Origin of the sequence: Polaromonas sp. LjRoot131, from assembly GCF_964252805.1 — a bacterium.
In the GTDB taxonomy this organism is placed as follows: Bacteria; Pseudomonadota; Gammaproteobacteria; order Burkholderiales; family Burkholderiaceae_C; genus Polaromonas.
Genome location: NZ_CAXUPF020000004.1, coordinates 512,677 through 536,997, shown reverse-complemented (window position 1 = coordinate 536,997; position 24,321 = coordinate 512,677). Strand labels below are relative to the sequence as shown.

The window sequence follows — 24,321 nt, the reverse complement described above, 5'->3', positions numbered from 1 at the left end:
AGGAGAACACAAGCATGTCGATCTACATCAACAAACACACCAAAGTCATCACCCAGGGCATCACCGGCAAGACCGGCCAGTTCCACACCCGCATGTGCCGCGACTACGCGAACGGCAAAGAGGCCTTTGTGGCCGGTGTGAACCCCAAGAAAGCCGGCGAAGACTTCGAAGGCATCCCGATTTTCGCCAACGTGACCGAGGCCGCCAAGGCCACCGGCGCCACGGTGTCGGTCATCTATGTGCCGCCCGCGGGCGCGGCCGCCGCCATCTGGGAAGCCGTGGAAGCCAACCTCGACCTGGCCATCTGCATCACCGAAGGCATCCCGGTCAAGGACATGCTGGAAGTGCGCAACCGCATGAAGGCCAAGGAAGCCGCCGGCGGCAAGAAGACCCTGCTGCTGGGCCCCAACTGCCCCGGCCTGATCACCCCCGACGAAATCAAGATCGGCATCATGCCCGGCCACATCCACCGCAAGGGCCGTATCGGCGTGGTCAGCCGCTCCGGCACGCTGACCTATGAAGCCGTGGCGCAGCTCACCGAAATCGGCCTGGGCCAGTCCAGCGCCGTGGGCATCGGCGGCGACCCGATCAACGGCCTCAAGCACATCGACGTGATGAAGGCCTTCAATGACGACCCGGACACCGACGCCGTCATCATGATCGGCGAAATCGGCGGCCCCGACGAGGCGGAAGCCGCCCAATGGTGCAAAGCCAATATGAAAAAACCCATCGTCGGCTTCATCGCCGGCGTGACGGCCCCGGCCGGCAAGCGCATGGGCCATGCGGGCGCGCTGATTTCCGGCGGTGCCGACACGGCCGACGCCAAGCTGGCCATCATGGAAGCCTGCGGCTTCACCGTGACGCGCAACCCCTCGGAAATGGCCAAGCTGCTCAAGGCACTGCTGTAAGGCGGCCGGCGGCGATCGTAAGCATTACTACGAACGCCGCCAAGGCCCCATCCGGGCTAAACTCGAAAAAACAAAAAAAGCGCTGCCCGGCGCTTTTTTTCATTCATAACAGGAGATAGCCATGTTTTTCGGACTGGACCTCGCGTCCCCGCTTTTCTGGAGTGCTTTCGGCTCCATCATCCTTGCCAACATCGTGCTGTCGGGCGACAACGCCGTGGTGATCGCCATGGCGGCGCGCACGCTCAAGCCCGAGCAGCGCGGCAAAGCCATCTTCTGGGGCAGCGCCGCGGCGATCGTCATGCGTATCGTGCTGACCATCGTGGCCATCCAGCTGCTGAGCCTGCCCTACCTGAAGCTCATAGGCGCCATCCTGCTGGTCTACATCGGCGTGGACCTGCTCAAAGGCGAGGAAGACGAAGACGGCGAAGGCCATGAAATCAACGGCATGGCCGCGGCCATCCGCACCATCCTGATCGCTGACCTGGTCATGAGCCTGGACAACGTGCTGGCGGTGGCCGCCGCCGCCAAGGGCAACCTGCCGCTGCTGGTCCTGGGCCTGTTGGTGAGCATTCCGCTGATCATCTTCGGCGCCACCTTGCTGACCAAGGTCATGGAGCGCTTCCCCATCATCATCACCATAGGCGCGGCCCTGCTGGGCTTCCTGGCCGGTGAAATGCTGCTGACCGACCCGGCCGTGGTCGCCCATTTCGGGCCCATCGGTGAACACACGGTCACTGCGGGCGGCCTCCTGGGCGCCGTGCTGGTCGTGGCGCTGGGTACTTACCTGACCAAACGGCAGAAGGAAAAAGCGCCTTCGGCCTGAAATCCGCCCGCCCGTCCCGGCGGCGGCGCCGTGGCGGTGGGGCCGGGAAAGTACCAGCCTGCCATGCCCGCACCGCGCGGGCTTTGGCGCATGCGCTGAAAAACCACTTATTTGCAACAGTCGGCCCGGCTGCCGTGCAAAAGTCCCTTGTCCAGCCGCACCCCGTCTGTTAATGTCCCTTATCAGGAGACTTGTAACCTGTCGAAACAGCCGGCGGGCGTTGTTTGGTGCGCCAAAAACGGCCGTTACCGGGCGACTGGTAACACAAAGCAATTAAAAACGGCATAGCGATGCACAGCGAATCAGGACAAGGGACGGGTAGTGGCCAAATCATCTAGAAAGCTGAGTCAGTTCTGGCGGGCCGACTGGTTCGTCGGGGTCCTGGTGGTGCTGGCCGTCCTTTTTCTGCATGGCCTGACGGACTTTTTCGGCACCCTGGAACGCCGCTATTACGATTTCGCGAGCACCAGCACCTCGCGCCAGCCCTCCGATCGCATCGCCATCATCGCCATCGACGACCAGAGCATCGCCAATATCGGGCGCTGGCCCTGGCCGCGCGACGTGCACGCGCAGCTGATCGACCAGCTTTCGGCCGCCAAGGCCAAAACCATCGCCCACACCGCTTTCTTCTTTGAGCCGCAGACGGACCGCGGCCTGGTCTTCATCCGCAAGATGAAGGAAGCGCTCGGCCCGGCGGCCGACCCGGCCACGGCGTCCCAGGGCGGTTTGCCCGAGCAGCTCGGCAAGGTCATTGCCGAGGCCGAAATCGCCCTGGATACCGACGCCAAGCTCGCGGCCAGCATGAGCAAGGCCGGCAACGTCCTGGTTCCCTCGGTTTTCCAGCTGGGCGTGCCGCAGGGCCGTCCCGACAACCCGCTGCCAGCTTATGCCCTGAAGAGCGCGGTGGACGAAACCAACAACTTCTCGCTGCCGGCCATACGCGGCCAGCAACCCATCGAACTGATAGGCGCGGCGGCCGCCGGCATCGCCCACCTCAACCAGCTGCCCGATGTGGACGGCGCCGTGCGCCAGGAACCGCTGCTGATCAATTACTACGGCAAGGCCGTGCCCTCCATGAGCCTGCTGGCGGCGGCCAAGAGCCTGAACCTCGGGCCGGCCGACATCAAGCTCAATGTGGGCGACTCGGTGCAGATCGGCAAGCTGATGGTCAAGACCGATGAGTCGGCGCTGATGCTGCCGCAGTTCTACAAGGGCAAGGACGGCCGGCCGGCTTTCGCCGTGGATTCGTTTTACGACGTGATCTCCGGCAAGATTCCGGCCGCCAAGTACGCCGACAAGATCGTGATCATCGGCGCCACCGCCGCGGGCGTGGGCACCCAGTTCCCGACACCGGCCGGCCCCGGGCTTTCGCCGGCGGAAACCATTGCCCACATCACCTCCAGCATCCTGAGCGAGCATTTCATCGTGCAGCCGGGCTGGGGCGTCTGGGCCACGCTGGGTGTGCTGCTGCTGGTGGCCGGCTACCTGATTGCCGGGCTGCCCCGGCTGTCGGCCGGCAAGGCCGCCATCGTCACCCTGCTGCTGTTCGTGGTGCTGCTGGTGGTCGAGTTCAGCCTGCTGTCGGCGGCCGCGACCTGGCTCAAGTTCATCTTCCCCGCCGCGCTCCTGGTCATAGGCCACCTGGCGCTGACCACCAAGCGCTTCCTGATGACCGAGGCCGGCAAGCTCAAGTCCGACGAGGAATCGGCCGAAACCAACCGCATGATGGGCCTGGCGCTGCAAGGCCAGGGCCAGCTCGACATGGCCTTCGACCGTTTCCGCCGCGTGCCTTTCACCGACGCGCTGATGGACAACATGAACAACCTCGCGCTGGACTTCGAGCGCAAGCGGCAGTTCAACAAGGCGCAGGCCGTGTACGAGTACATGGCCACCTATAACAAGAACCACAAGGACCTGCAGTCCAGGCTCAACCGCGCCAAAAACCTCTCCGAGACGGTCATCCTGGGCGGCGGCGGTTCGCACCCCGGCGGTACCATGCTGCTGGACGGCGGCGCCGTCGAAAAACCCATGCTGGGCCGCTACCAGGTGGAAAAAGAGCTGGGCAAGGGTGCCATGGGCGTGGTCTACCTCGGCAAGGACCCCAAGATAGGCCGAGTCGTGGCCATCAAGACCATGGCGCTAAGCCAGGAGTTCGAGGGCGAAGAGCTCGACGACGCGCGCGAGCGCTTCTTCCGCGAGGCCGAAACCGCCGGCCGCCTGCAGCACCAGAACATCGTGACGATTTTTGATGCCGGCGAAGAGCACGACCTGGCATACATCGCCATGGAATTCCTCAAGGGCAAGGATCTGGCCGACGTGACCAAGGACGGCAGCCTGCTGCCGATTCCCAAGGTCTTGTCCATCGTGGCGCGGGTGGCCGAAGCCCTGGCCTATGCGCACAAGCAGAACGTGGTGCACCGGGACATCAAACCGGCCAACATCATGTACGAGATCGACAGCGACACGGTGAAGGTGACCGACTTCGGTATCGCCCGCATCACTGACTCCAGCAAGACCAAAACCGGCCTGGTGCTGGGCACGCCCAGCTTCATGTCGCCCGAGCAGATCGCCGGCAAAAAGGTCGACGGCCGTTCGGACCTGTATTCGCTGGGCGTCATGCTGTTCCAGATGCTGGCCGGCGTGCTGCCCTTCCGCGGTGACTCCATGGCCGAGCTGATGTACAAGATTGCCAATGAAGAGGCGCCGGACATCCGCATCATCCGCAAGGAACTGTCCCCCCGGCTGGCCGAGGTCGTCGCGCTGTCGCTGGCCAAAAAACCGGAACTTCGCTACCAGGACGGCGACCGCTTTGCGGCCGACCTGCGCGAGCTCATCGCGGCCCTGGAAGGCGGCGCATCCGCCGCCCCGGCCGCGCCGGCCTACGCCGCGCCGCCGGCCGCTCCCGGGGCTTCATTCGACGCCACGGTGGTGCAATCCGCCGCGGCCGCGCCGGCGCCCGAGCCCAGCGCCTATGATGCCACCCAGGCCATGAATGCCGGCGGAGCCCAGACATTTGAAAAAACCGTTGTCTCCAGGCCACCCGCCGCCGACAAAGACACCCAGTGACAACACGAACAAGATGATCTACGAGATTTGTACACATACCGACCCAGGGTTGACGCGGGACAACAACGAGGATGCGGTGGCCTTTGATCCGGCGACGCGGCTTTGCATCCTGGCGGACGGCATGGGCGGCTACAACGCCGGCGAGATCGCCAGCGGAATGGCCGTGGCCTTCATCAAGTCCGAAATGGGGCGCTGGCTGTCCCAGGCGGGCCGTCATGCGAATGCCAAGGAAGTGCGCCGGGCGCTGGAAATCTGCGTGGAAAACGCCAACCATTCGATTTTCAACGCGGCCAACTCCAATCCCCAGTACACGGGCATGGGCACCACGCTGGTCGTGGGTGTTTTCCAGGACGGGCGCCTGATGCTGGGCCATATCGGCGATTCGCGCTGCTACCGCCTGCGCGGGCAGGAACTCCAGCAGATCACCAAGGACCACTCGCTGCTCCAGGAGCAGATCGACGCCGGGCTGATCACCCCCGAGCAGGCCCTGACGTCCCTGAACAAGAACCTGGTGACGCGCGCCCTGGGCGTGGAAGACACCGTGCTGGTGGAAGTCAACGAACACCGCGTGGAATCGGGCGACCTGTACCTCATGTGTTCCGACGGCTTGTCGGACATGGTGGCGGATCCGGGCATTGCCGCCATCCTGGCGGGCGCGGGAACGCTGGAACAAAAGTCAAAGCAGCTGATTGCGGCGGCGAACGAGGCCGGCGGACGCGATAATATTTCCGTCTTGCTGGCTTACGCGAAAGAAGACTCGGCCAAGCGCGGGCTTTTGTCCAGAATGCTGGGAAAATAGCGCGGTGACTGAAAATTTAAAAACAGACAGGAGTCGGCCATGCCGAAAATGATCGTCTCTATTGACGGCGTTGTGATCAAGGAAGTCCAGTTGACGAAAGACAGGACGTCTTTGGGTCGCAGGCCCTACAACGACATCGTCATTGACAACCTCGCTGTCAGCGGGGAGCACGCCGTCCTGCAGATGTCCGGCAACGAGGTCTATCTTGAAGACCTCAACAGCACCAACGGTACCTACGTCAACGGCAAGGCCGTGAAGAAGCTGTTGCTGCAAAACAGCGATACGGTGGAAATCGGCAAGTACAAGATCAAGTACGTGAACGAGGCCCAGCCTGCCGGTTTCGAGAAAACCATGATCATCAAGGCCGGCTCCGCCGGCCTGGTCGCGCCTCCTCCCGGCGGCGCACCGGCGGCGGCCCCGGCCGATCCGGGCGGCAACATCAGCGCGGCCATCAAGGTCATGTCGGGCGCTGCAGCCGGCCGCGAAGTGGCGCTGGTGAAGGTGGTCACCACCATCGGCAAACCCGGCGTCGCGGTGGCCGCGATCACCAAGCGGCCTCAGGGATTTGTCGTGGCCCATGTGGAAGGGGCCGGAAAACCGACGCTCAACGGTGCGCCCATTGGGGCCGAGCCCGTTGTCCTGAAAAACGGCGACATGCTCGAACTGGCCGGAACGCAGATGCAGTTCGTCCAACATTGACCCGGGTGCCTGCCGGGGCTTCGCCATAACGCGAACCGTCAGCACCCAACACCCGAGGTCTCATGAGACTCCTCTCCCGGCACTGGCCTCGCATCGCCGTCACGCTGATTCCGCTCGTGTTTGCCCTGCTGCATGCGGGCGGCGTCCTGCGCGTCGGCGTGCTGCAGCGGCTGGACGACATCATCTACGACGCGCGCCTTCGGGCGACCATGCCGCACACGCTGGATGAGCGCATCGTCATCGTCGACATCGACGAAAAAAGCCTGGCCGAAGTCGGCCGCTGGCCCTGGGGACGCAACAGGCTTGCCGAACTGGTCGAGGAACTGCAGGACCGCCAGAAGACGGCCCTGCTGGGTTTCGACGTGGTGTTCGCCGAGGCCGACGAAAGCTCGGGCCTGAAACGGCTCAAGCAGCTGGCGCAGGCCGAACTGAAAGACCAGCCCGGCTTTTCGGAAAAACTCAACCAGCTGCAGGCCAGCCTGGATTACGACGCGGTGTTCGCCAAGGCGATCGAAAAACGGCCGGTCGTGATGGGTTACTACTTCACCAGCGACAGGGACGGACGCGTCAACGGCGTGCTGCCGGCGCCCGTCATGGACAGCGCCGCACTGGCCGGACGGCCGATCAAGTTCACCAGCTGGAACGGCTACGGCGCCAACATCGAACTCCTGGCCAAGGCCGCGCCGCTGGGCGGCTTCTTCAACTCCATCACCGAAGGCGACGGCGTGGTGCGCTCCATCCCCCTGCTGGCGGAATACAAGGGGCAGTATTACGAATCGCTGGCGCTGGCCATGTTCCGCATGCTGGTGGGCCTGCCCCGGGTCGAGCCCGGCTTCCCGCCGGAAAAGTTCCTCACGCGCAACTACCAGGGGCTGGAAAGCATTTTGCTCAAGCAGGGCGGCAAGGTCCTGGCGATTCCGGTGGACGACCGGGTCGCCACGCTGGTGCCGTTTCGCGGCAATGGCGGCGCCAACGGCGGTTCCTTCCGCTACATCTCGGCGGCCGACGTGCTGGCCAAGCGCCTGGCGCCCGGCTCGCTCAAGGACAAGATCGTCCTGGTCGGCACCACGGCCCCGGGCCTGCTCGATCTGCGGGTCACGCCGGTCGGGGAGACCTACCCCGGGGTGGAAACCCACGCCAATGTGATCTCGGGTTTCCTGGACGGCAAGGTCTTCGTCAAGCCCGACTATGCGGTCGGGTTCGAGATCGTCATTTTGCTGCTGTCGGGCCTGACGCTGGCGTTCGCGCTGCCGCTGCTGTCGGCCTCCCGCGCGGTGCTGGTCAGCCTGGCCGTGACCGCCGCCATCGCCGGCTTGAATTTCTGGCTTTACGCGGGCTACGGCCTGGTGCTGCCGCTGGCCAGTGCGCTGGTCATGGCGCTGACGGCCTTCGCGCTCAACATGAGTTACGGCTATTTCGTCGAAAGCCGATCCAAGCGCGAATTGGCCAACCTGTTCGGCACCTACGTGCCGCCCGAGCTGGTCGACGAGATGGTGAAAGACCCCGACAGCTACAGCATGACGGCGACCACCAAGGAGCTGACCGTCATGTTCTGCGACATGCGCGGCTTCACCAAGATGTCGGAGACCATGGAGCCGACCCAGCTGCAGGCGCTGCTCAACAGCGTCTTCAGCCGCCTGACGGACCTGATACGCGGCAACCGCGGCACCATCGACAAATACATGGGCGACTGCGTCATGGCGTTCTGGGGTGCCCCGGTGGACACGCCCGACCATGCCGCGCTGGCCGTGAAAACGGCGCTCGAGATGTCAAACGCCGTCCGCAAGATCAATGAAGAGCACAAGGCCAAGGGTTTACCCGAGATCGGCATCGGCATCGGCCTGAACACCGGCACCATGTGCGTGGGCGACATGGGATCGGACATCCGCCGCAGCTACACCGTGATCGGCGATGCCGTGAACCTGGGCTCGCGCCTGGAGGGCCTGTCCAAGACCTATGGTGTCGACATCGTGGTCAGCGAGTCCACCCGCAAGCTGGCCGGTGATTTCGCGTGGCAGGAACTGGACAAAGTCCGCGTGAAGGGCAAAGATCAGGCTGTGGCCATTTTTTGGCCGCTGGCGCCGGCGGACCGGATCGACAAAGACAGTTCCGCCGAACTGAAAACCTGGGGCATGGCCCTGAAAGCCTACCGTGCCCAGGACTGGGACCAGTGTGACGTTCAGTTACTAAATTTGCAGCGGGCAAATGGCAAAAAGTTCCTTTACCGGCTGTATGCGGAGCGTGTAGCCTCCATGAGGCTGTTGCCGTTTGATCCGGAGTGGGACGGCGCAACCAATTTTGAGACCAAATAATATAAAAGACCAACTCAGGGCCAACCGGAAAACCACATGAAAGTACGTGTACTAGGCTGCTCGGGAGCCATCGCCAAAGACTGCCGGACCACGTCTTTTCTGCTGGACAACGACCTGCTGGTCGATGCGGGCACGGGCGTGGGCGACCTCACGCTCGACGAGATGGCCGGCATCGACCATGTGTTGCTCACACATTCGCACCTGGACCACGTCGCCGCGCTGCCCCTGATGGTGGACGCCATCGCGGCGCGGCGGACCTCGCCGATACAGATTCACGCCCTGCAAGGCACGATCAATGCGCTGAAGGCGCACATCTTCAACAACACCATCTGGCCGGATTTTTCCAGGATCCCCACGCCGGAGGCGCCGTTCATCAGCTTCCATCCCCTGGACGTGGGGCAGACCCTGCTGCTGGCCGGAAAACACGTGGAAGTGCTGCCCGCGGTGCATACCGTGCCGGCCGTGGGGTACGCCGTGGCGACAGGCAAGGGCTGCTGGGTATTCACCGGCGACACCGAACAGAACCCGGCCCTGTGGGCCCGGATCAACCAGATGAACGTGGCCATGCTGGTCATCGAAACCGCTTTCAGCAACCGCGAGCGCGAGCTCGCCAAGCGCAGTCTGCACCTGTCGCCCCATGCGCTGGCCAATGAGCTCGACTGCATCGAGCGCGGGAAGAACTACCCGATTTACATCACCCACACCAAGCCTGCCGAAACCGACCTCATCATGGCCGAGATACAGCGTTTTGACCAAACCCGCCCGTTTGGCCCCAACGTGACGCACGACATCCGGTGGCTGCGGGCAGGCCAGGAGTTTGAACTATGAGCGCCGTTTTGCAACGAGACCCCCAGGACGAGTTTTTCGACTCCCAGATGCTGCCGCCGCAAGAGCGCGGCGTCACCTTCGAGGCGCTGTATTTCCGGCAGCTGCAGTTGGTCACCAACCGGATCCATGAGACCGAAAACATCGACCAGATCATGCTGGAGGCGAGCCAGGACATCTGCAAGCTCTTCAACGCCGACCGGCTGACCCTGTACGCCGTCAACGAAGACCGCACGTCCATCGTGTCCAAGGTCAAGACGGGGCTCAACACCAGCCGCGACCTGAAGCTGCCGGTCAGCGCGCAAAGCATCGCCGGCTATGTGGCCATGTCGCGCCAGATGGTCAACATCGCCGACGTCTACGACGAGGATGCGCTCAAGAAAATCCACCCGGCCCTGAGCTTCCTCCAGGAAGTCGACAAGCGCTCGGGCTACAGAACCAAACAGATGCTGGTGGCGCCCGTCATGGACGGCGACACGCTGTACGGCGTCCTGCAGGTCATCAACAACCGCAGCGACCAGCCCTTTGGAAAGCTCGAGGAAGACGGCGCGCGCCAGCTCTGCAAGACCCTGGGCATCGCGATTCGCCAGCGCATGCAGAGAACGGAAGACGGCCAGCGGCGCAAGGCGACCAAGTACGACGGCCTGGTCACCGAAGGCGTGCTGTCGCAGGACGAGCTGCAGCAATGCATCCAGCTGGCGCGCGAAGAGGGCAAGTCGGTCGAGCACATGCTGATGGCCAACTACCACATACGCCCCAACCAGATCGGGCAGTCGCTGGCGAAGTTTTTCGGCATGGGCTATGAGCCCTTCAACGCCGGGCGCATACGCTCCGAAATGCTGCACGGCCCGCTCAAGCGGGAGTTCATCGGGCAACAGGGCTGGATACCGCTGGAGGAAACCACGGACGGCCTGGTGATCATGTGCATGGACCCGGAGGCCGTGCGCGGGGCGCGCGTCGTTCCGCAGGTGTTCCCGCGCATCACCAAGTTCGCCTACCGCGTCACGACCCAGACCGAGTTTGACGAGACGCTGAACCAGCTGTTCGGCGCCGGCGCCGACAGCAGCTCCATCGACCAGCTGCTGGCCGACATGGATTCGCCGCTGGAGGGCGATCCGGTCGACGAGTCCTCGCTGGAATCCGCGGCGGCCGACAACGAGCTGGTCAAGTTCGTCAACAAGGTCATCATCGACGCCTACAACCAGAAGGTGTCGGACATCCACATCGAGCCAATGCCCGGCAAGGCCAAGACTGGCATCCGTTTTCGCGTGGACGGCACCCTGCAGCCCTACATCGAAGTGCCGGCGCAGTTCCGCCAGGCCATGGTGACCCGGCTCAAGATCATGTGCGACCTGGATATTTCCGAAAAGCGCAAGCCGCAGGACGGCAAGATCAAGTTCAAGAAATACGGCCCGCTCGACATCGAGCTGCGGGTGGCCACGATTCCCTCCGCCGGCGGCGTGGAAGACGTGGTCATGCGTATCCTGGCCGCCGGCGAGCCGATCCCGCTGGAAAAGCTCGGACTCACGGCCCACAACAAGGAGCGGCTTGAAAAAACCGTCTCCAAGCCTTACGGCCTGTTTTATGTGTGCGGCCCCACGGGCTCGGGCAAGACCACCACGCTGCATTCCATCCTGAAATTCCTTAACACGCCGGACACCAAGATCTGGACGGCCGAGGACCCGGTTGAAATCACCCAGAAGGGTTTGCGCCAGGTGCAGATCAACCGCAAGGCCGGCATCGACTTCGCGCTGGTCATGCGCGCCTTCCTGCGGGCGGATCCGGACATCATCATGGTCGGCGAGTCGCGCGACAAGGAAACCGTGGCCATGGGCGTCGAGGCCTCGCTGACGGGCCACATGGTGTTCTCGACCCTGCACACCAATTCAGCGCCCGAATCCATCACGCGCCTGCTGGACATGGGCATGGACCCCTTCAATTTCGCCGATGCCCTGCTGGGCATCCTGGCGCAGCGCCTGGCCAAAAAATTGTGCGACTGCAAAGAGGCGCATACCTTGAGTTCGCAGGAAATCAAGGATTTTATCAAGGAATACTCCGAAGAACTGCGGCACACCGACGCCTGGAAGGCCGATGAGGGCGGCGAGTCGCAAAAGCTGTTTGAAGACTGGATGGAGCGCTACGGCAAGGACGGCAAACTCACCGTGTACCGCGCCGTCGGCTGCGACAAATGCGGCAAGACCGGCTACAAGGGCCGGATCGGCCTGCACGAACTCATGATTGCCGACGACGCCGCGAAAAAACTGATCCAGGAGCGCGCCCGCGTCGCGGAACTGTTCGCCAGCGCGGTCAGCAGTGGCATGCACACGCTGAAGATGGACGGCATGGAGAAAGTGCTGATGGGCCTGACCGACCTGAAAATGGTCCGCTCGGTCTGCATCAAATAAGGCCTTGCGGGCATCCGCCAGGCCGGTGAGTCAGTTCGGGGCTTGCGCCTCGCACCATTTGCGCCACACGCTGCGCAAGGCTTCTTCAAAGTGCCGGGCAAAGCGTGGCGCGTCAAAGAGCGGTGAAGCCAGCACCTGCTCCCTCATGCCGGCGCGCAGCGATGCCAGGCGCTGCAAGTCGCCGGCATGCGAGACCGCGCGCCTCACGTAGTCGTCAGCGTCCTCGGCCACCCACTCGGGCAATCCGGCATTCGCCAGGAGCCCGACACCCTGGCGGGCCAGAAAGCTCTTGCCTGCCAGCGTCAGCACCGGCACGCCCATCCACAGGGCTTCAGCCGTGGTGGTTCCGCCGGTGTAGGGGAAGGGGTCGAGGGCGATGTCGACCTGCTGGTAGGTCGCCAGGTAGGCTGCGCGGGGCCCCGCATTCAGTACCTGCAGCCGCCCGGGGTTGATGCCGTGGGCGGCAAAACGCTCTGTCACAACACGCTGCCAGTGGACGTGCTGGTCCGGCGGCGCCACGAGTTGCAATCGGCTGCCGGGTACAGCGTGCAGTACCCGGGCCCACAGGGCGACCACCGCATCGTTCATCTTTGACAAAGTATTGAAGCAGGCAAAGGTCACATAGCCGTTGCGCAAGGCCGGCAAGGGGGCGACCTCCACGTCGTGCGCGGGGGGGGTGAAACAGAGCCGGGTTTCCGGCAGGCGCAGGATTTTTTCGGTGAAATGGCTCTCCAGCCCGGCGGGCAAGGTCCAGGGGTCGGCAATCAGGTAATCGATGGCCGCTACACCCGTGGTGGCGAAGTAGCCCAGCCAGCTGATCTGCACGGGGGCGGGTTTCCAGGCAAAGACCGGCAGGCGGTTCTTGCCGGTATGGCCGGACAGGTCGATCAGGATGTCTATGGCATCATCGCGGATGCGCCGGGCCATCACTTCGTCAGGCAGGCCAACCACCGACTGCCAGCTCTGGAAATGGCGCTTGATTCGGGCCGTGACCTCGTCCGCATTTAATGAGTTGGAATAGGCAAAGAGTTCCAGCCGGCCGGAGGCCCCTGTCGACAATGCTGCCAGCACGCTTTCAATAAAGTGGCCCACGGGGTGCGAGTGCAGATCGGCCGAGACAAACCCGATGCGCAGGCATCTGGCGGGATCCACAAGATTTCCCGGGGCGGCAGAGGCAGGAGCCATCCGGGCGACCATCGCACCGAAGCGCCGGGCTTCTTCCAGTTGCTGCTCGACGGAGAACCTTGGCAGCAGGTGATGAATCAGTAAAACGTTGCTTTGTGCGATCGGGAAATCAGGCTTGATGGCCAACGCGCGGTGGTAGCTCTCAAGTGCCTCGTCCAGCCTTCCAATGTCCTTGAGCGCGGCTGCCAGGTTGTGGTGCACCCCCGCGTTGTCGGGCTCGAGTTGCAGCACCTTGCGGTAGCTTTCCACTGCATCGTCGAACAGCCGCAGCCCGATGGAGACGTCACCGAGATTGCAAAGCGCATCAATGAAGTCGGGCCTGAGTTCCACCGCGCGCCGGAAGTTGCGTGCGGCGTCCTGCATACGGCCCAGGTGGCGCAAGAGCAGGCCCAGGTTGTAGAGTATCTCCACGTTGTCGGGATCGAGCTCCAGCAGACGGCGGTAGACGGCCGCAAGCTCATTGGAGCGTCCGAGCCGCCCCAGCAGCTTGACCAGCTTTTCATGGCTCTCGACATAACCGGGCTTGATCTCCAGTGCGCGGCGATAGCTTGCCACCGCTGCTTCATCCTGCCCGAGTTCTTCAAGCGCTGTTCCCAGGGCCATTTCCGCCTCGGCAAATTCCGGCTTGAGCGCCAGCGCTTCGCGGTATGAGGGGACGGCCGCCTCGTGCTGGTCCAGCCGTGAATAAGCGGCCCCCAGGTTGAAGTGGGCGCCGGCTGATTCCGGTTTGTAGCGCACGGCCAGGATGAAGGCCTCCAGGGCTTGCTGCGCATCGCCGCGATCCAGCAAAATGGTGCCCCGATTGAAGTGCGCCCGCGCCAGCTCGGGCATCAGGCTGACGGCTGCGTCGTAGCACCGCAGCGCCTCCTCGGGCCGCCCTTGCTGCTCGAGTTCCATACCTTGCTCAAGCAGCAACTCGGCGGACGGCCCGACGCCTCCGGTGCCAGAATGCCCCGCCTCCGCGGCTTGATCAAATCTTCCCATCGCTTACCTCTTTAATGTCCGGCTGGTCCCGGGATGAGCTACCTTGCCCGCACCACTTGTGCCATATGCCGCGCAGGGCGGCTTCAAAATGCCGGGCAAAGCGCGGCGCATCAAAGAGCGGTGAGGCCAGCACCTGCGGCCGCAAGCCTGCGCGCAGCGCGGACAGCTTTTGCAAATCGCCGGCGTGCGTGACGGCTCGCCTCACGTAGTCGTCGGCATCGGCGGCAATCCATTCGGGCAAGCCCGCATTCATCAACAACCCCACGCCCTGGCGCGACAAAAAGGTGTTGCCCGCCAATGTCAGCACCGGCACCCCCATCCACAGCGCTTCTGCCGTGGTGGTGCCGCCTGTGTAGGGGAACGGGTCCAGGGCGATGTCCACACGATGATAGGTTTCCAGGTACCTGTCGCGCGGCATGGGCCCTTGAATCAGCAGCCGCCCCGGCTCAATCCCGTGCGCCGTGAATCGCTCCAGGGTTGTCTGCCGGGTTGAGGCTTCGCTGAGTTGCGAGGCCATGAGATGCAAGCGGCTTTCGGGCACCGCGTGCAATATCCTGGCCCACAGGGCCACCACAGCGTCGCCCATTTTCGGCAGGGCATTGAAGCAGGCGAAGGTTACGTAGCCCTTGGTCAGTGCCGGCAGTGGCGTGGTGTTCAGGTCAAGCGTCGGAGCCGTGAAGCAAAGGCGGGTCTCCGGTAAGCGCAGGATCTTTTCGGTGAAATGCTGCTCCAGTTGGGAGGGCAGCGTCCATGGATCGGCAACAAGGTAATCGATGGCCGGGACGCCCGTGGTGGCGAAGTAACCCAGCCAGCTGATTTGAACGGGGGCCGGCCTGCGTTCAAAGACGGGCAAACGGTTCCCTCCCGTGTGGCCGGACAGGTCAATCAGGATGTCTATGCGGTCATCGCGTATGCGTTGGGCCAGGGACTCATCGGACTGGTCGTGCACCGGATACCAGCCCCGAAGATGGGATTTGATCCTTGCCGTCACCTCGTCCGACTGTGATGAATTGGCGTAGGCGAAGAGTTCCAGGCGCCCGGCTGATCCGGTCACCAGGGCGGCAAGAATGCTCTCGATGAAATAACCGACGGGATGGGCGCTCAAGTCCGCCGAGACGATGCCGACCCGCAGGCATCGATCGGGCACCGGGCTGTTGTTCAAAGGCTGCGGTGGCGGGGCCAGGCGGGCGGCCGTTTCGCCAAACCGGCGTGCTTCCTCCACCAACTCCTGCGGCGGCTGTTCGGACAGGTAGTTCTGGACCATCAACAGATTGCTGTGGGCCACCAGAAGATCCGGCTTGAGCGTCATGGCCTTGCGATAACTCGCCAGGGCCTTGTCCAGGTCGCCGAGGTCCTTGAATGCGCTTCCCAGGTTGTTATATGCATCCGCGCTATTCGGGTCGAGTTCCAGCACCCTGTGATAGCTTGCCGCCGCGTCGCTGAACTTGTGCAGGTCCATCAGCACATTGCCGAGGTTGCCGTGCGCGGCCAGAAAGTCCGGCTTGATCTTCACGGCAAGGCGGTAATGGCTGACCGCCTCATGAAACTGCCCTTTGAAGTTCAGGATGAGCCCCAGGCTGTTGAGGACATTGACATTGTGGGGATCCCGAACAAGGATATGGCGGAAGCCGGCCGCGGCTTCGTCGAATTGATCGAGCCGCACCAGGAGGTAGGTCAGCTTGTCCTGGGCTTCGGCGTAGCCCGGTTGAATTTCCAGGGCACGACGATAATTCTTCATGGCCTCCTCGTCACGCCCCTGCTCCTCCAGCGCTGCACCCAAGGCCATTTCCGCTTCCGCAAAATCCGGTCTCAGCGTGAGTGCCTGGCGATAGGCGGACACGGCTGCCTCATGTCGATCCAGCCGGGCATACGCAGCCCCCAGGTTGAAGTGGGCGCCGGCCGAATCAGGTTTGTACTGTACGGCTTTGGTGAAGGCTTCCAGGGCCTGCTGCGCATCCCCGCGGTCCAGCAAAATGGTGCCTCGATTGAAATGTGCCCGTGCCAGCTCAGGTATCAGGCTGAGGGCCGTGTCGTAGCACCGCAATGCTTCTTCCGGCTGGCCTTGTTGCTCCAGCGCCATGCCTTGCTCCAGCAATTGCTCGGCCGATGGCTCGGGGCTCAAGGACGCCTGGCTTGGCGCGGGATCTTCGGTCTTGGCCAGCTGCTCACGCGTGCTCATCGTTCATCTCTTGCTTTTGTAGAAGGCGCGGAATTTTGCGCCCACCATGCTTGCCACATGCCGCGCAGGGCGGCTTCAAAATGCTTGGCAAAGCGTGGTGCGTCGAAGATCGGCGAGGTGATCACCTGCGACCGCAAGCCTGCACGCAGCGTGGCCAGTTTCTGCAGATCGCCGGCATGCTCGACTGCGCGGGCAAGATAGTCATCCGGGTCCGCGGCGACCCACTCGGCCAGCCCCGCGTTCATCATCAGGCCAACGCCCTGGCGCGACAGAAACCGTTCGCCCGTCAGTGTCAGCACGGGTACACCCATCCACAAGGCTTCTACCGTGGTTGTTCCACCGGGGTAGGGAAAAGGGTCCAGGGCAATGTCCACTTTCTGATACGCCGCCAGATAGTTTTCGCGGGGAACATAGTCTTCCAGGATCAGCCGACCAGGCTCAATGCCGTGGGCTGCGAAACGAGCAATGACCTCGCGTTGCGCGGACGCCTGCTGCAGCTGGCGGGCCTTGAGAAACAGGCGGCTCGCCGGCACGGCATTCAGTATCTGTGCCCACAACGCCACGACGGCATCATTCATCTTGGTGAGGTTGTTGAAGCAGCCGAAGGTGACATAGCTGTTGGTCAAGGCCGGAAGCGGCGAGACGGTAACGTCCGTGCGTGGCGGCGTAAAACACAGCCGCGTTTCCGGCAGGCGCCAGATTTTCTCCGTGAAGCTGCTTTCCTCGCTGGCCGGCAAGGTCCAGGGGTCGGCGAGGAGGTAGTCCATGGCCTGCACGCCGGTAGTTGCGAAATAGCCCAGCCAGGACAGCTGGACCGGCGCGGGTTTCCAGGCGAATACCGGCAGGCGGTTGTACGCTGTGTGCCCCGAAAGGTCGATCAGGATGTCAATCCCGTCGTCGCGTATCAGTTCGGCCACATGTTCATCGGACAGTCCCACCACTGGATGCCACGCATGGCAGCAGGCTTTGAGCCGCTGGCTGAGTTCGTCATCACAGGTACGCGTCGGGTAGCAAAACAGTTCCAGCGAGGCGGCGTGGGAGGCCAGGGCCGCAAAAACGCCATCCAGAAAATAGCCAACGGGGTGAATGCAAAAATCCCCGGAGACAAAGCCCACCCGCAGGCGGCGCTGAGGATCGGGTGGATTGTCCCAAGCCAGCGTTGGCCGCGCGCGGCGGGCAATCACCTCCCCGAAACGCCTGGCCTGCGCCAGCAAATGCGGAACAGGCTGGTCGGCGAGGTAGTTGTGTACGAAGAGCAGGCTGTTGTGGGCCTCGGTGAAATCAGGCTGGAGTTCCAGCGCGCGGCGCGTGCTTTTCAGGGAGCTTTCAAGCTGCCCAAGATCCTGCAGGGCATTTCCGAGATTGCTGTGGGCCTGCGCGTAATCAGGCCTGATGGCCAAGGCGTGCTGGTGAAGTTCAACCGCTTCGTCAAATTTCCCCTGCGTCTGAAAAACCGCGCCCATGGCAGTCAGCGATTCGGCGAAATCCGGATTGATCTCCAGCGCCTGGCGGTAACTCGACACGGCAGAGTCGGCGTCGCCCAGTTCGGAGAGAAGATTTCCCAGGTTGTGGTGAGCCTCGATGAAATTCGGCCGGATATCCAGCGCCCGGCGATAGCTGTCCACCGCCTCCGTCAGCTGTCCCAGCGTGCGCAGGGTGGCGCCGAGGTTGTTGTGTGCAAGCGCATCTTGCGGGTCGGCCGCCACTGCCCGACGAAAACTGGCGGCCGAATCTTTGAACCGTCCGAGTTTTCTCTGGACGGCTCCCAGGTTGTTGAGCCAATCCGCATTGTGCGGATCGGTTTCCAGCATCTGGCGATAGGTGTCCGCGAGTTCATCGAATCGCTTGGACTGGTTCAAGACCTTGACCAGCTTGTCATACGCCTCGGTATAAGCGGGATTGATCTCCAGCGCGCGGCGATAGCTTGCCACCGCCGCTTCATCCTGCCCGAGTTCTTCAAGCGCCGCTCCGAGGGCCATTTCCGCTTCGGCAAATTCCGGCTTGAGCGCCAGCGCTTCGCGGTATGCGGGGACGGCCGCCTCGTGCTGATCCAGCCGTGAATAAGCGGCGCCCAGGTTGAAGTGGGCGCCGGCTGATTCCGGTTTGTAGCGCACGGCCTGGGTGAAGGCCTCCAGGGCCTGCTGCGCATCGCCGCGGTCCAGCAAAATGGTGCCTCGATTGAAGTGCGCCCGCGCCAGTTCGGGCATCAGGCTGATGGCCGTGTCGTAGCACCGCAGCGCTTCTTCTGGCTGCCCTTGCTGCTCGAACTCCATGCCTTGTTCAAGCAGCTGCCCGGCGGATGCCTCGGGGCCCGATACCTCTTGCGTGGCGGCTCCGGCGTCAGGACGCCCGGTCTTTGCTACTCGATCAAATATTCCCATCCCTTGCCTCTTCAATTGATTGCGGCCTCAGCCGAATGGTTTAATGGGTGCGCTGAAAAGACGGATGCGCGCCGTCTTCCTGAATGCGGATTGGACTACCCATGGGACTGAGGGCCTGGACGCCAGGCGTCATTGCCTTTGGGTCGCGACTCGATCGAAGGGCAAACCGCCCCCGACCCCGGTACATTGCCATGACGCCATTTTTATAATGCCACAATCGTGAAAAGCACCTGGAGGCCACATGATATTGAGTTGGTTTGACGCTCGTGAAGCGAAGACGTTTGGCGAATCCCTCGCGCGGTATTTTCTGGAGGGCATGCCTCCCGCCAACCAGATTGGGGACAAGGCATTCGCGCAGAAGTCCACCAAGCTGCTTGGGAAAATGGCGGACCAGATCTACCATTTCAAAAGACAGCACAAACTAAACACCTATAAAAAAGCCCAGCTTGGCAATGCTTTCAAATGGAAGCTCAAGGATGCGGGTGTTGCGCCTGACTATACGGATGAGCTCACCAAATGGCTGATCCGGCATATTGGGTAAGCGCCCAAGGGCTCGCCGTCAAATCGGTTTAGGGACAATGGGGTGACAAAAATGCCACTTTCGGTGACTTGAATTGACAAGAAGCGCTCAAGCAAGCCGGGTTTTGGCTCACTCCCTTTGATAAAAACCGCAAGTTCAGGGGCCAAGCCCGGTTTGGCACAGAAACTGCTGTAAGTTGCCAGCTATCTGTGTTTGTTTGTTTTTTCATTTAAGGAGCTTTTATGAAGCGTTCTCTCCAGCAGGGTTTTACCCTGATCGAATTGATGATCGTGGTTGCGATCATCGGTATTCTGGCCGCTGTGGCCCTGCCGGCGTACCAGGACTACATGGTCCGCGCCAAGGTCTCTGAAGTTGTGCTGGCCGCATCTTCCGGCCGTACGGCTGTGTCCGAGACTTTCTCGCAAAAGTCCACAATGCAGCTGAACCAAGCGTCCATGGGCGTGCAAAGCCAGACTTCGCGCTATGTGGCCTCGGTGGCTTATTCGGGCGTGAACTCCACGCAGGGCGACATTATCGTGACGTCCTCCACTGATACCGGCCTGTCCGCTGCAGCCAGCAAGACCATGGTTCTGCGCGGCATTGGTAGCACCGCCACCGGCACCGTTGCCTGGAGCTGCGGTACTGACGGCACCGCCGCCGCGATCCCCAAGAAGTACCTGCCAAGTTCGTGCAAAGACTTCTGATCGATTGATTGGATACAAAGCCCCTTGGCCTGGCCAAGGGGCTTTTTTCTTTTTTGCGCATGATTCGAACCCGATACTTCATTGCGGCCGCGGCTGTGCTCGCCGCCGCATTGTTGGCTGCCATCTACTGGCCGGGTTTGCACGGCGATTTCTTTTTTGACGATGAACCCAGCATTACCCTCTCGGAGGGTGTGCGCCTTGAGACTTTTTCTCTGGAGTCTCTTCACAAGGCCCTGGCCAGCGGCGGCGCCGGCCCCTCGGGCAGGCCGGTCGCCCAGTTGAGTTTCGCGCTCAACCATTATTTCAGCGGCTTCGATCCCTTCGTTTTCAAGGCGACCAATCTCGCTATCCACCTTGTCTGCGGTTTGTTGGTGTTTGCATTGGCCCGGCGCGTGCTGGGCACCACCAGGCCGCCGGTCCGGCAAAGTGCGCTGCTGATTGCGTCGGGTATCGTGACCGCGCTATGGCTGCTGCACCCCATCCAGCTGCTCCCGGTCTTGCATGCCGTGCAGCGCATGACAAGCCTGTCGGCCTTCTTTCTGCTCGCCGCGCTGTTGCTGCATATCCGAGGTCGTGAAAGAGCGGGGCGTGCCGCCGCCGCGTGGCTGTTGCTGGCATGGGGTATTTTCTGGCCGCTTTCTTTCCTCAGCAAGGAGAGCGGTGTGCTCTTTCCTGCGTTTGCGCTTGCCTGGGAACTGGTGGTGCGCAGGAATTCATCCGGCCGTCTCGATCATTTTGCGCGTGGCCTGATGGCTTTGACGGCGCTGTTCCTGGTGGCCGGGCTGGCGTATGCGCTCTCCGCGCGCTCGCAATGGTTGTGGGCGGGCTATCAACTGCGCCCGTTCTCACTGACGGAGCGCCTGCTGACGGAGGGGCGTGTGCTCTGGTTTTACCTTGACCTGATTGTTGCGCCGGACCTCAAGGCGTTCGCGCTGTACCACGACGATTTTGTGGTGTCCCGCAACCTGCTGACGCCATGGACGACGCTGCCCGCCTTGCTGGGGCTGGGCGGCCTGGTCTTGCTTGCATGGCACACGCGAACACGCGCGCCGCTTGTCGCGTTCGGCATCTCGTGGTTCCTGGTCGGGCACGCGCTGGAATCCACGGTATTGCCCCTGGAGCTTGTGCACGAGCACCGCAACTATCTGCCCGTCCTGGGCATCTTTGTGACGGCCGGATGGGCCCTGATGCTGGCGCTGGAGCGCCAGGGGACGCACAGGACGATAGGCATCGCGTTCGCGGCGGCAGCAGTGGGCTATTTTTCCTTTGTCACGGCCTTGCGCGCGCACCAGTTCGGCGACAAGGCGCGGCGTACCCAGATAGAAGCCCAGAACCATCCGGCCTCAGCCCGCGCCCGGCACGAGGCCGGCATCTCATTGGCGGGATTGCCGGATGCGGCCTTGCGAGACTCGCCAACCTACGCTTCAGCCCGCACGCATTACGAGATGGCCGGCAAGCTCGACCCGAATCTCAAGATGAGCTGGCTGGGGCTGATCCACCTGGACTGCAAGGCGGGAATGCCGGCGAAACCGGCGGATGTTCAAGAGTTGTCACGCCGCCTGCGGGAGACACCTTTTGCGCCGGGCGATACAGGCGTGCTGTTCAACATGAAAGAGATGTCGATTGCCGGCTCGGTATGCCTGAGCCGGTCGGAGATGGACGGTGTGTTTGCCTCCGCCCTGGCCAACCCCGGGGTATCGCCCGGAATCCAGTCCATCTTGCATTCCTGGCATGCCGACTACCTGTGGCTGCATGAACACGACCTTGCTGCAGCCCGCCTTGCATTGGGGCAATCCCTGGTACTGAACCCGTCCAACCCGAGCAATCGCCTCAAATGGGCACAGCTGCTCGTGATCTCCGGGGAGCTGGCGCAGGCCCGGCAATTGCTCCAGGCATTGCGGACGGAGTATTTTTCGGCCGAGGAGCGAAAGACCCTCGACGAGCTGCTTGCTGCGCTTAACATGGCGGCACGTTGACGCCCACTGATCGCCTCACAATGCCCCACACCGTCCCCCTCTCCATTGTCCTTCCCGCCCGGAACGAGGCGGCCGGCTTGCGGGACCTCCTCCCCCGCATCCTGGCCGTGATCCCTGATGCGGAAGTGCTGGTGGTCGATGACGGCTCTACCGATGACACGCCCGCCGTGTGCATCGAACACCGGGTCAAACACCTGCGGCACCACTACGCCAAAGGCAATGGCGCGGCGATCAAGACTGGCGCCCGCGCGGCGCTCGGTGAGGTGATTGTTTTTATGGATGCCGACGGCCAGCACAAGCCCGAAGACATTCCAGGCTTGCTGGAGGAGTTCAACAAGGGCTACGACATGGTGGTGGGAGCTCGACAGGCAGGCTCGCAAGCCGGCTTGCACCGCGCTGCCGCCAATGACGTCTTCAGCCGCTTCGCGAGCTGGATGGTGATGCAGCCCATCGCCGACCTAACTTCGGGATTCAGGGTGGTTCGCGCGGCCCGGTTTCGCCAGTTCCTGTACCTGCTGCCGAACGGATTTTCGTATCCGACGACCATTACCATGAGCTTTTTCCGTGCCGGCTACGGCGTGGCCTATGTGCCTATCCACTCGCCGCGCAGGGCCAGCGGCGCCAGCCACATTCATCCGCTGCGCGACGGCCTGCGATTCCTGCTGATCATCATCAAGATCGGCACGCTTTTTTCACCGCAAAAGCTTTTTTTGCCTATCAGCGCGGGCTTCTTCCTGACGGGGCTTGCCTACTACCTGTATACCTACCTGACAGCCGGCCGGTTTACCAACATGAGCGCCCTGCTGTTCATCTCGGCGGTTTTCACCTTTCTGATCGGCATCGTTTCCGAGCAGATCTCCGCCCTGCATTACAAGAACATCGACACCAACGATCGCGAAGGCAAATAAGGTGCACGCATGGCGAAGGAATGCCAGCCACTCGCCCGTTTGGAAATCGCTGTGACCACGATTCCAGATCCTGCCGATTCCTCTATCTTTCGCAGGATGATGCCCCTGATATGGGCGCTGATCGCGTTGAGCACGGCGTTGGCGTTGATGCACTATGCAACCGGCGGCAAGGTCGCCTACACGATGGACTCCCTGACATATCGGGATGCCGCACTGCAATTCGCGGCCGGCCACCCGATGCAGTCGAGCAACGTCTCCGCACAGGCGCCGGAACTGCGGCCTTTGCTGAACTGGCCTCCCGCCTATCCGGCGTTATGGGCGTCGGCCCTGGGCCTGGCAAACGGCAACGTCGACGATGTGCCATCCTTGTTAAGCCCCGCACTGCTGGTGCTCACTACCCTGGTCATTTTCTGGATCGGCTGGAGAAGCACCGGCAATCCGGTGGTCGCCGGCGTCATGGCGGCTGTGAACGCATTCACGCCAACCAACATGATTATTTTTGGCCATGCGTGGAGCGAGACGCTGTTCATGCCCCTGGTGCTGCTGGCCTATGCTGCCCTGTGGAAATACCGGATGTCCGGAGAAAAATTCATCTGGCTTGTGGCCGCTGCCGTCCTCGCTGGGAGTACCAACTGGGTCCGGTACGCCGGTGTGGTCTTCCTTCCCTTGCTGGGATTCTCCGTTCTCGCTGCATCGAATTCAGCCTTGGGCAAGCGCATCCTGCATGCCACCGGTGCGATGCTGCTGGGTGCAGCGGTGGCTCTGCCCTTGTGGTTTCGTAACTGGCAACTGGCCGGAAACATCTCTGGATCTGCCCGCGGAGGGATGCCGAAAACCAGCCGGTGGCTGGAAGACCTGGCCATCATGGTTGACCTGTTCGAGCATTCCTTCTTCGCATTCAGCATGGTGCTGCGGGCGAACCTGGAAATCCCGATCCTCATCGCGGCGGCTTTTGTGGCTTGCAAGGCATTTCGCCGCAGTGGTGTCCAATGGCTGCGTCCACCCGAAGTCTGGCTGCCGCTCGTTTGGCTCGCGGGATATCTGCTCTTCCTGCTTTACGCCAGGAGAATCCAGACCACGGTCGATCTGGATCTGCGCATGGTGGGCGTCGTGTTTCCCTTTCTCCTGCTTGCGATGGCGCCTGCGGTGAGCACTGCATTTTCAGATCGTGCCCTGAACACCCGGAAAATACTGATGGCCTTGCTGCTGGGCCTGCTGGTTTATGCCGGTCTTGACCAGGCCGGCAGAGTTCACGCAAATTATGCGTCCGACGGCATCCCCCGCTGGCGATCCGCGTTCGGCCTTGGCTTCCGGGAGCTGCGCGATACCTCTCCGATGAGCCGTGCGCTCAAGGAAAGCATAGGCTCCGCCGATGCGTCGACAGTCATACTGACGGACTATCGCGCTCTCTATATTCGATACCTGACCGGGGCGAGAGTCTATACACCGGACGGCAATGACTGTGCACAATGGGCAGACGCTCCGGCTGGGGGTATCCTGCTTGTCAGCGGCGCGGAACTGCCTGCATGGGCTGTCGACTGCCTCAGGGGAAAATCGCAGTGGCGCTTGCTACGGCCGAGCGGGAAGGCTGCGCTGACCATGTATGTTGATTGATATCCCCAATCTGGAAACTACAGCTTGAACATC

General features: G+C 62.3%; 16 protein-coding genes. 13 read left to right on the top strand and 3 right to left on the bottom strand.

Going from position 1 to position 24,321, the window contains the following annotated elements:
- The first annotated feature begins 14 nt into the window (after window positions 1-14).
- From sucD to ACSQ27_RS19910, 8 genes are all read left to right on the top strand, one after another.
- Window positions 15-908, top strand: coding sequence for a succinate--CoA ligase subunit alpha (sucD, locus tag ACSQ27_RS19945; protein ID WP_413326480.1), 894 nt, complete (start codon window positions 15-17; stop codon window positions 906-908).
- A gap of 121 nt (window positions 909-1,029) precedes the next feature.
- Window positions 1,030-1,731, top strand: coding sequence for a TerC family protein (locus ACSQ27_RS19940; protein WP_436157218.1), 702 nt, complete (start codon window positions 1,030-1,032; stop codon window positions 1,729-1,731).
- Window positions 1,732-2,052: 321 nt separating this feature from the next.
- Complete coding sequence (locus tag ACSQ27_RS19935) at window positions 2,053-4,797, top strand: CHASE2 domain-containing serine/threonine-protein kinase (protein WP_436157217.1); 2,745 nt, start codon at window positions 2,053-2,055, stop codon at window positions 4,795-4,797.
- A gap of 13 nt (window positions 4,798-4,810) precedes the next feature.
- Window positions 4,811-5,596 carry a Stp1/IreP family PP2C-type Ser/Thr phosphatase gene (locus ACSQ27_RS19930; RefSeq protein ID WP_436157216.1) on the top strand — a complete coding sequence of 262 codons (786 nt, stop codon included), beginning with the start codon at window positions 4,811-4,813 and terminating at the stop codon, window positions 5,594-5,596.
- 39 nt (window positions 5,597-5,635) lie between these two features.
- A complete protein-coding gene (locus ACSQ27_RS19925) occupies window positions 5,636-6,295 on the top strand; it encodes an FHA domain-containing protein (RefSeq protein WP_436157215.1) in 660 nt (219 codons plus the stop codon).
- Window positions 6,296-6,357: 62 nt separating this feature from the next.
- A complete protein-coding gene (locus tag ACSQ27_RS19920) occupies window positions 6,358-8,607 on the top strand; it encodes a CHASE2 domain-containing protein (RefSeq protein ID WP_436157214.1) in 2,250 nt (749 codons plus the stop codon).
- A 36-nt stretch (window positions 8,608-8,643) separates the two neighbouring features.
- Window positions 8,644-9,435: a 3',5'-cyclic-nucleotide phosphodiesterase gene (locus ACSQ27_RS19915; RefSeq protein WP_436157213.1), complete on the top strand. Its 792-nt coding sequence runs from the start codon at window positions 8,644-8,646 to the stop codon at window positions 9,433-9,435.
- Window positions 9,432-11,837, top strand: a complete 2,406-nt coding sequence (locus ACSQ27_RS19910; RefSeq protein WP_436157212.1) for a GspE/PulE family protein — start codon at window positions 9,432-9,434, stop codon at window positions 11,835-11,837. Before ACSQ27_RS19915 ends, ACSQ27_RS19910 begins: the two co-directional genes overlap by 4 nt.
- A gap of 30 nt (window positions 11,838-11,867) precedes the next feature.
- Here ACSQ27_RS19910 and ACSQ27_RS19905 read toward each other — a convergent pair whose 3' ends face one another.
- Genes ACSQ27_RS19905 through ACSQ27_RS19895 form a run of 3 tightly spaced genes read right to left on the bottom strand, consistent with a single transcriptional unit; the run spans window position 11,868 to window position 18,566 of the window.
- Window positions 11,868-14,006 (bottom strand): tetratricopeptide repeat protein, encoded by a 2,139-nt coding sequence (locus ACSQ27_RS19905; protein ID WP_436157211.1) that lies wholly within the window; start codon window positions 14,004-14,006, stop codon window positions 11,868-11,870.
- Window positions 13,993-16,185 carry a tetratricopeptide repeat protein gene (locus tag ACSQ27_RS19900; RefSeq protein ID WP_436157210.1) on the bottom strand — a complete coding sequence of 731 codons (2,193 nt, stop codon included), beginning with the start codon at window positions 16,183-16,185 and terminating at the stop codon, window positions 13,993-13,995. The genes ACSQ27_RS19905 and ACSQ27_RS19900 overlap by 14 nt, the downstream gene beginning before the upstream one ends.
- The gene (locus tag ACSQ27_RS19895; protein WP_436157209.1) at window positions 16,182-18,566 is read right to left on the bottom strand and encodes a tetratricopeptide repeat protein; all 2,385 of its coding nucleotides are present in this window, start codon (window positions 18,564-18,566) and stop codon (window positions 16,182-16,184) included. Before ACSQ27_RS19895 ends, ACSQ27_RS19900 begins: the two co-directional genes overlap by 4 nt.
- Before the next feature lie 241 nt (window positions 18,567-18,807).
- On the opposite strand from ACSQ27_RS19895, the gene ACSQ27_RS19890 reads away from it, so the two are divergent.
- The 5 genes from ACSQ27_RS19890 to ACSQ27_RS19870 all read left to right on the top strand — a co-directional run bounded on the left by ACSQ27_RS19890 (window position 18,808) and on the right by ACSQ27_RS19870 (window position 24,288).
- Window positions 18,808-19,107: a hypothetical protein gene (locus tag ACSQ27_RS19890; protein WP_007870212.1), complete on the top strand. Its 300-nt coding sequence runs from the start codon at window positions 18,808-18,810 to the stop codon at window positions 19,105-19,107.
- A gap of 221 nt (window positions 19,108-19,328) precedes the next feature.
- Complete coding sequence (locus ACSQ27_RS19885) at window positions 19,329-19,790, top strand: pilin (protein WP_436157208.1); 462 nt, start codon at window positions 19,329-19,331, stop codon at window positions 19,788-19,790.
- Between the two features lie 8 nt (window positions 19,791-19,798).
- Window positions 19,799-21,766, top strand: coding sequence for a tetratricopeptide repeat protein (locus ACSQ27_RS19880; protein WP_436157207.1), 1,968 nt, complete (start codon window positions 19,799-19,801; stop codon window positions 21,764-21,766).
- The gene (locus tag ACSQ27_RS19875; protein WP_436157206.1) at window positions 21,763-22,674 is read left to right on the top strand and encodes a glycosyltransferase family 2 protein; all 912 of its coding nucleotides are present in this window, start codon (window positions 21,763-21,765) and stop codon (window positions 22,672-22,674) included. The genes ACSQ27_RS19880 and ACSQ27_RS19875 overlap by 4 nt, the downstream gene beginning before the upstream one ends.
- A 9-nt stretch (window positions 22,675-22,683) precedes the next feature.
- On the top strand, window positions 22,684-24,288 hold the full coding sequence (locus ACSQ27_RS19870) for a hypothetical protein (protein ID WP_436157205.1): 1,605 nt from the start codon (window positions 22,684-22,686) through the stop codon (window positions 24,286-24,288).
- Window positions 24,289-24,321 lie beyond the last annotated feature (33 nt).

Coding starts and splice junctions, on each gene's coding strand:
- sucD (WP_413326480.1), top strand. CDS start 15: ATGTCGATCTACATCAACAAACACACCAAAGTCATCACCCAGGGCATC.
- ACSQ27_RS19940 (WP_436157218.1), top strand. CDS start 1,030: ATGTTTTTCGGACTGGACCTCGCGTCCCCGCTTTTCTGGAGTGCTTTC.
- ACSQ27_RS19930 (WP_436157216.1), top strand. CDS start 4,811: ATGATCTACGAGATTTGTACACATACCGACCCAGGGTTGACGCGGGAC.
- ACSQ27_RS19925 (WP_436157215.1), top strand. CDS start 5,636: ATGCCGAAAATGATCGTCTCTATTGACGGCGTTGTGATCAAGGAAGTC.
- ACSQ27_RS19920 (WP_436157214.1), top strand. CDS start 6,358: ATGAGACTCCTCTCCCGGCACTGGCCTCGCATCGCCGTCACGCTGATT.
- ACSQ27_RS19915 (WP_436157213.1), top strand. CDS start 8,644: ATGAAAGTACGTGTACTAGGCTGCTCGGGAGCCATCGCCAAAGACTGC.
- ACSQ27_RS19910 (WP_436157212.1), top strand. CDS start 9,432: ATGAGCGCCGTTTTGCAACGAGACCCCCAGGACGAGTTTTTCGACTCC.
- ACSQ27_RS19905 (WP_436157211.1), bottom strand. CDS start 14,006: ATGGGAAGATTTGATCAAGCCGCGGAGGCGGGGCATTCTGGCACCGGA.
- ACSQ27_RS19900 (WP_436157210.1), bottom strand. CDS start 16,185: ATGAGCACGCGTGAGCAGCTGGCCAAGACCGAAGATCCCGCGCCAAGC.
- ACSQ27_RS19895 (WP_436157209.1), bottom strand. CDS start 18,566: ATGGGAATATTTGATCGAGTAGCAAAGACCGGGCGTCCTGACGCCGGA.
- ACSQ27_RS19890 (WP_007870212.1), top strand. CDS start 18,808: ATGATATTGAGTTGGTTTGACGCTCGTGAAGCGAAGACGTTTGGCGAA.
- ACSQ27_RS19885 (WP_436157208.1), top strand. CDS start 19,329: ATGAAGCGTTCTCTCCAGCAGGGTTTTACCCTGATCGAATTGATGATC.
- ACSQ27_RS19870 (WP_436157205.1), top strand. CDS start 22,684: ATGGCGAAGGAATGCCAGCCACTCGCCCGTTTGGAAATCGCTGTGACC.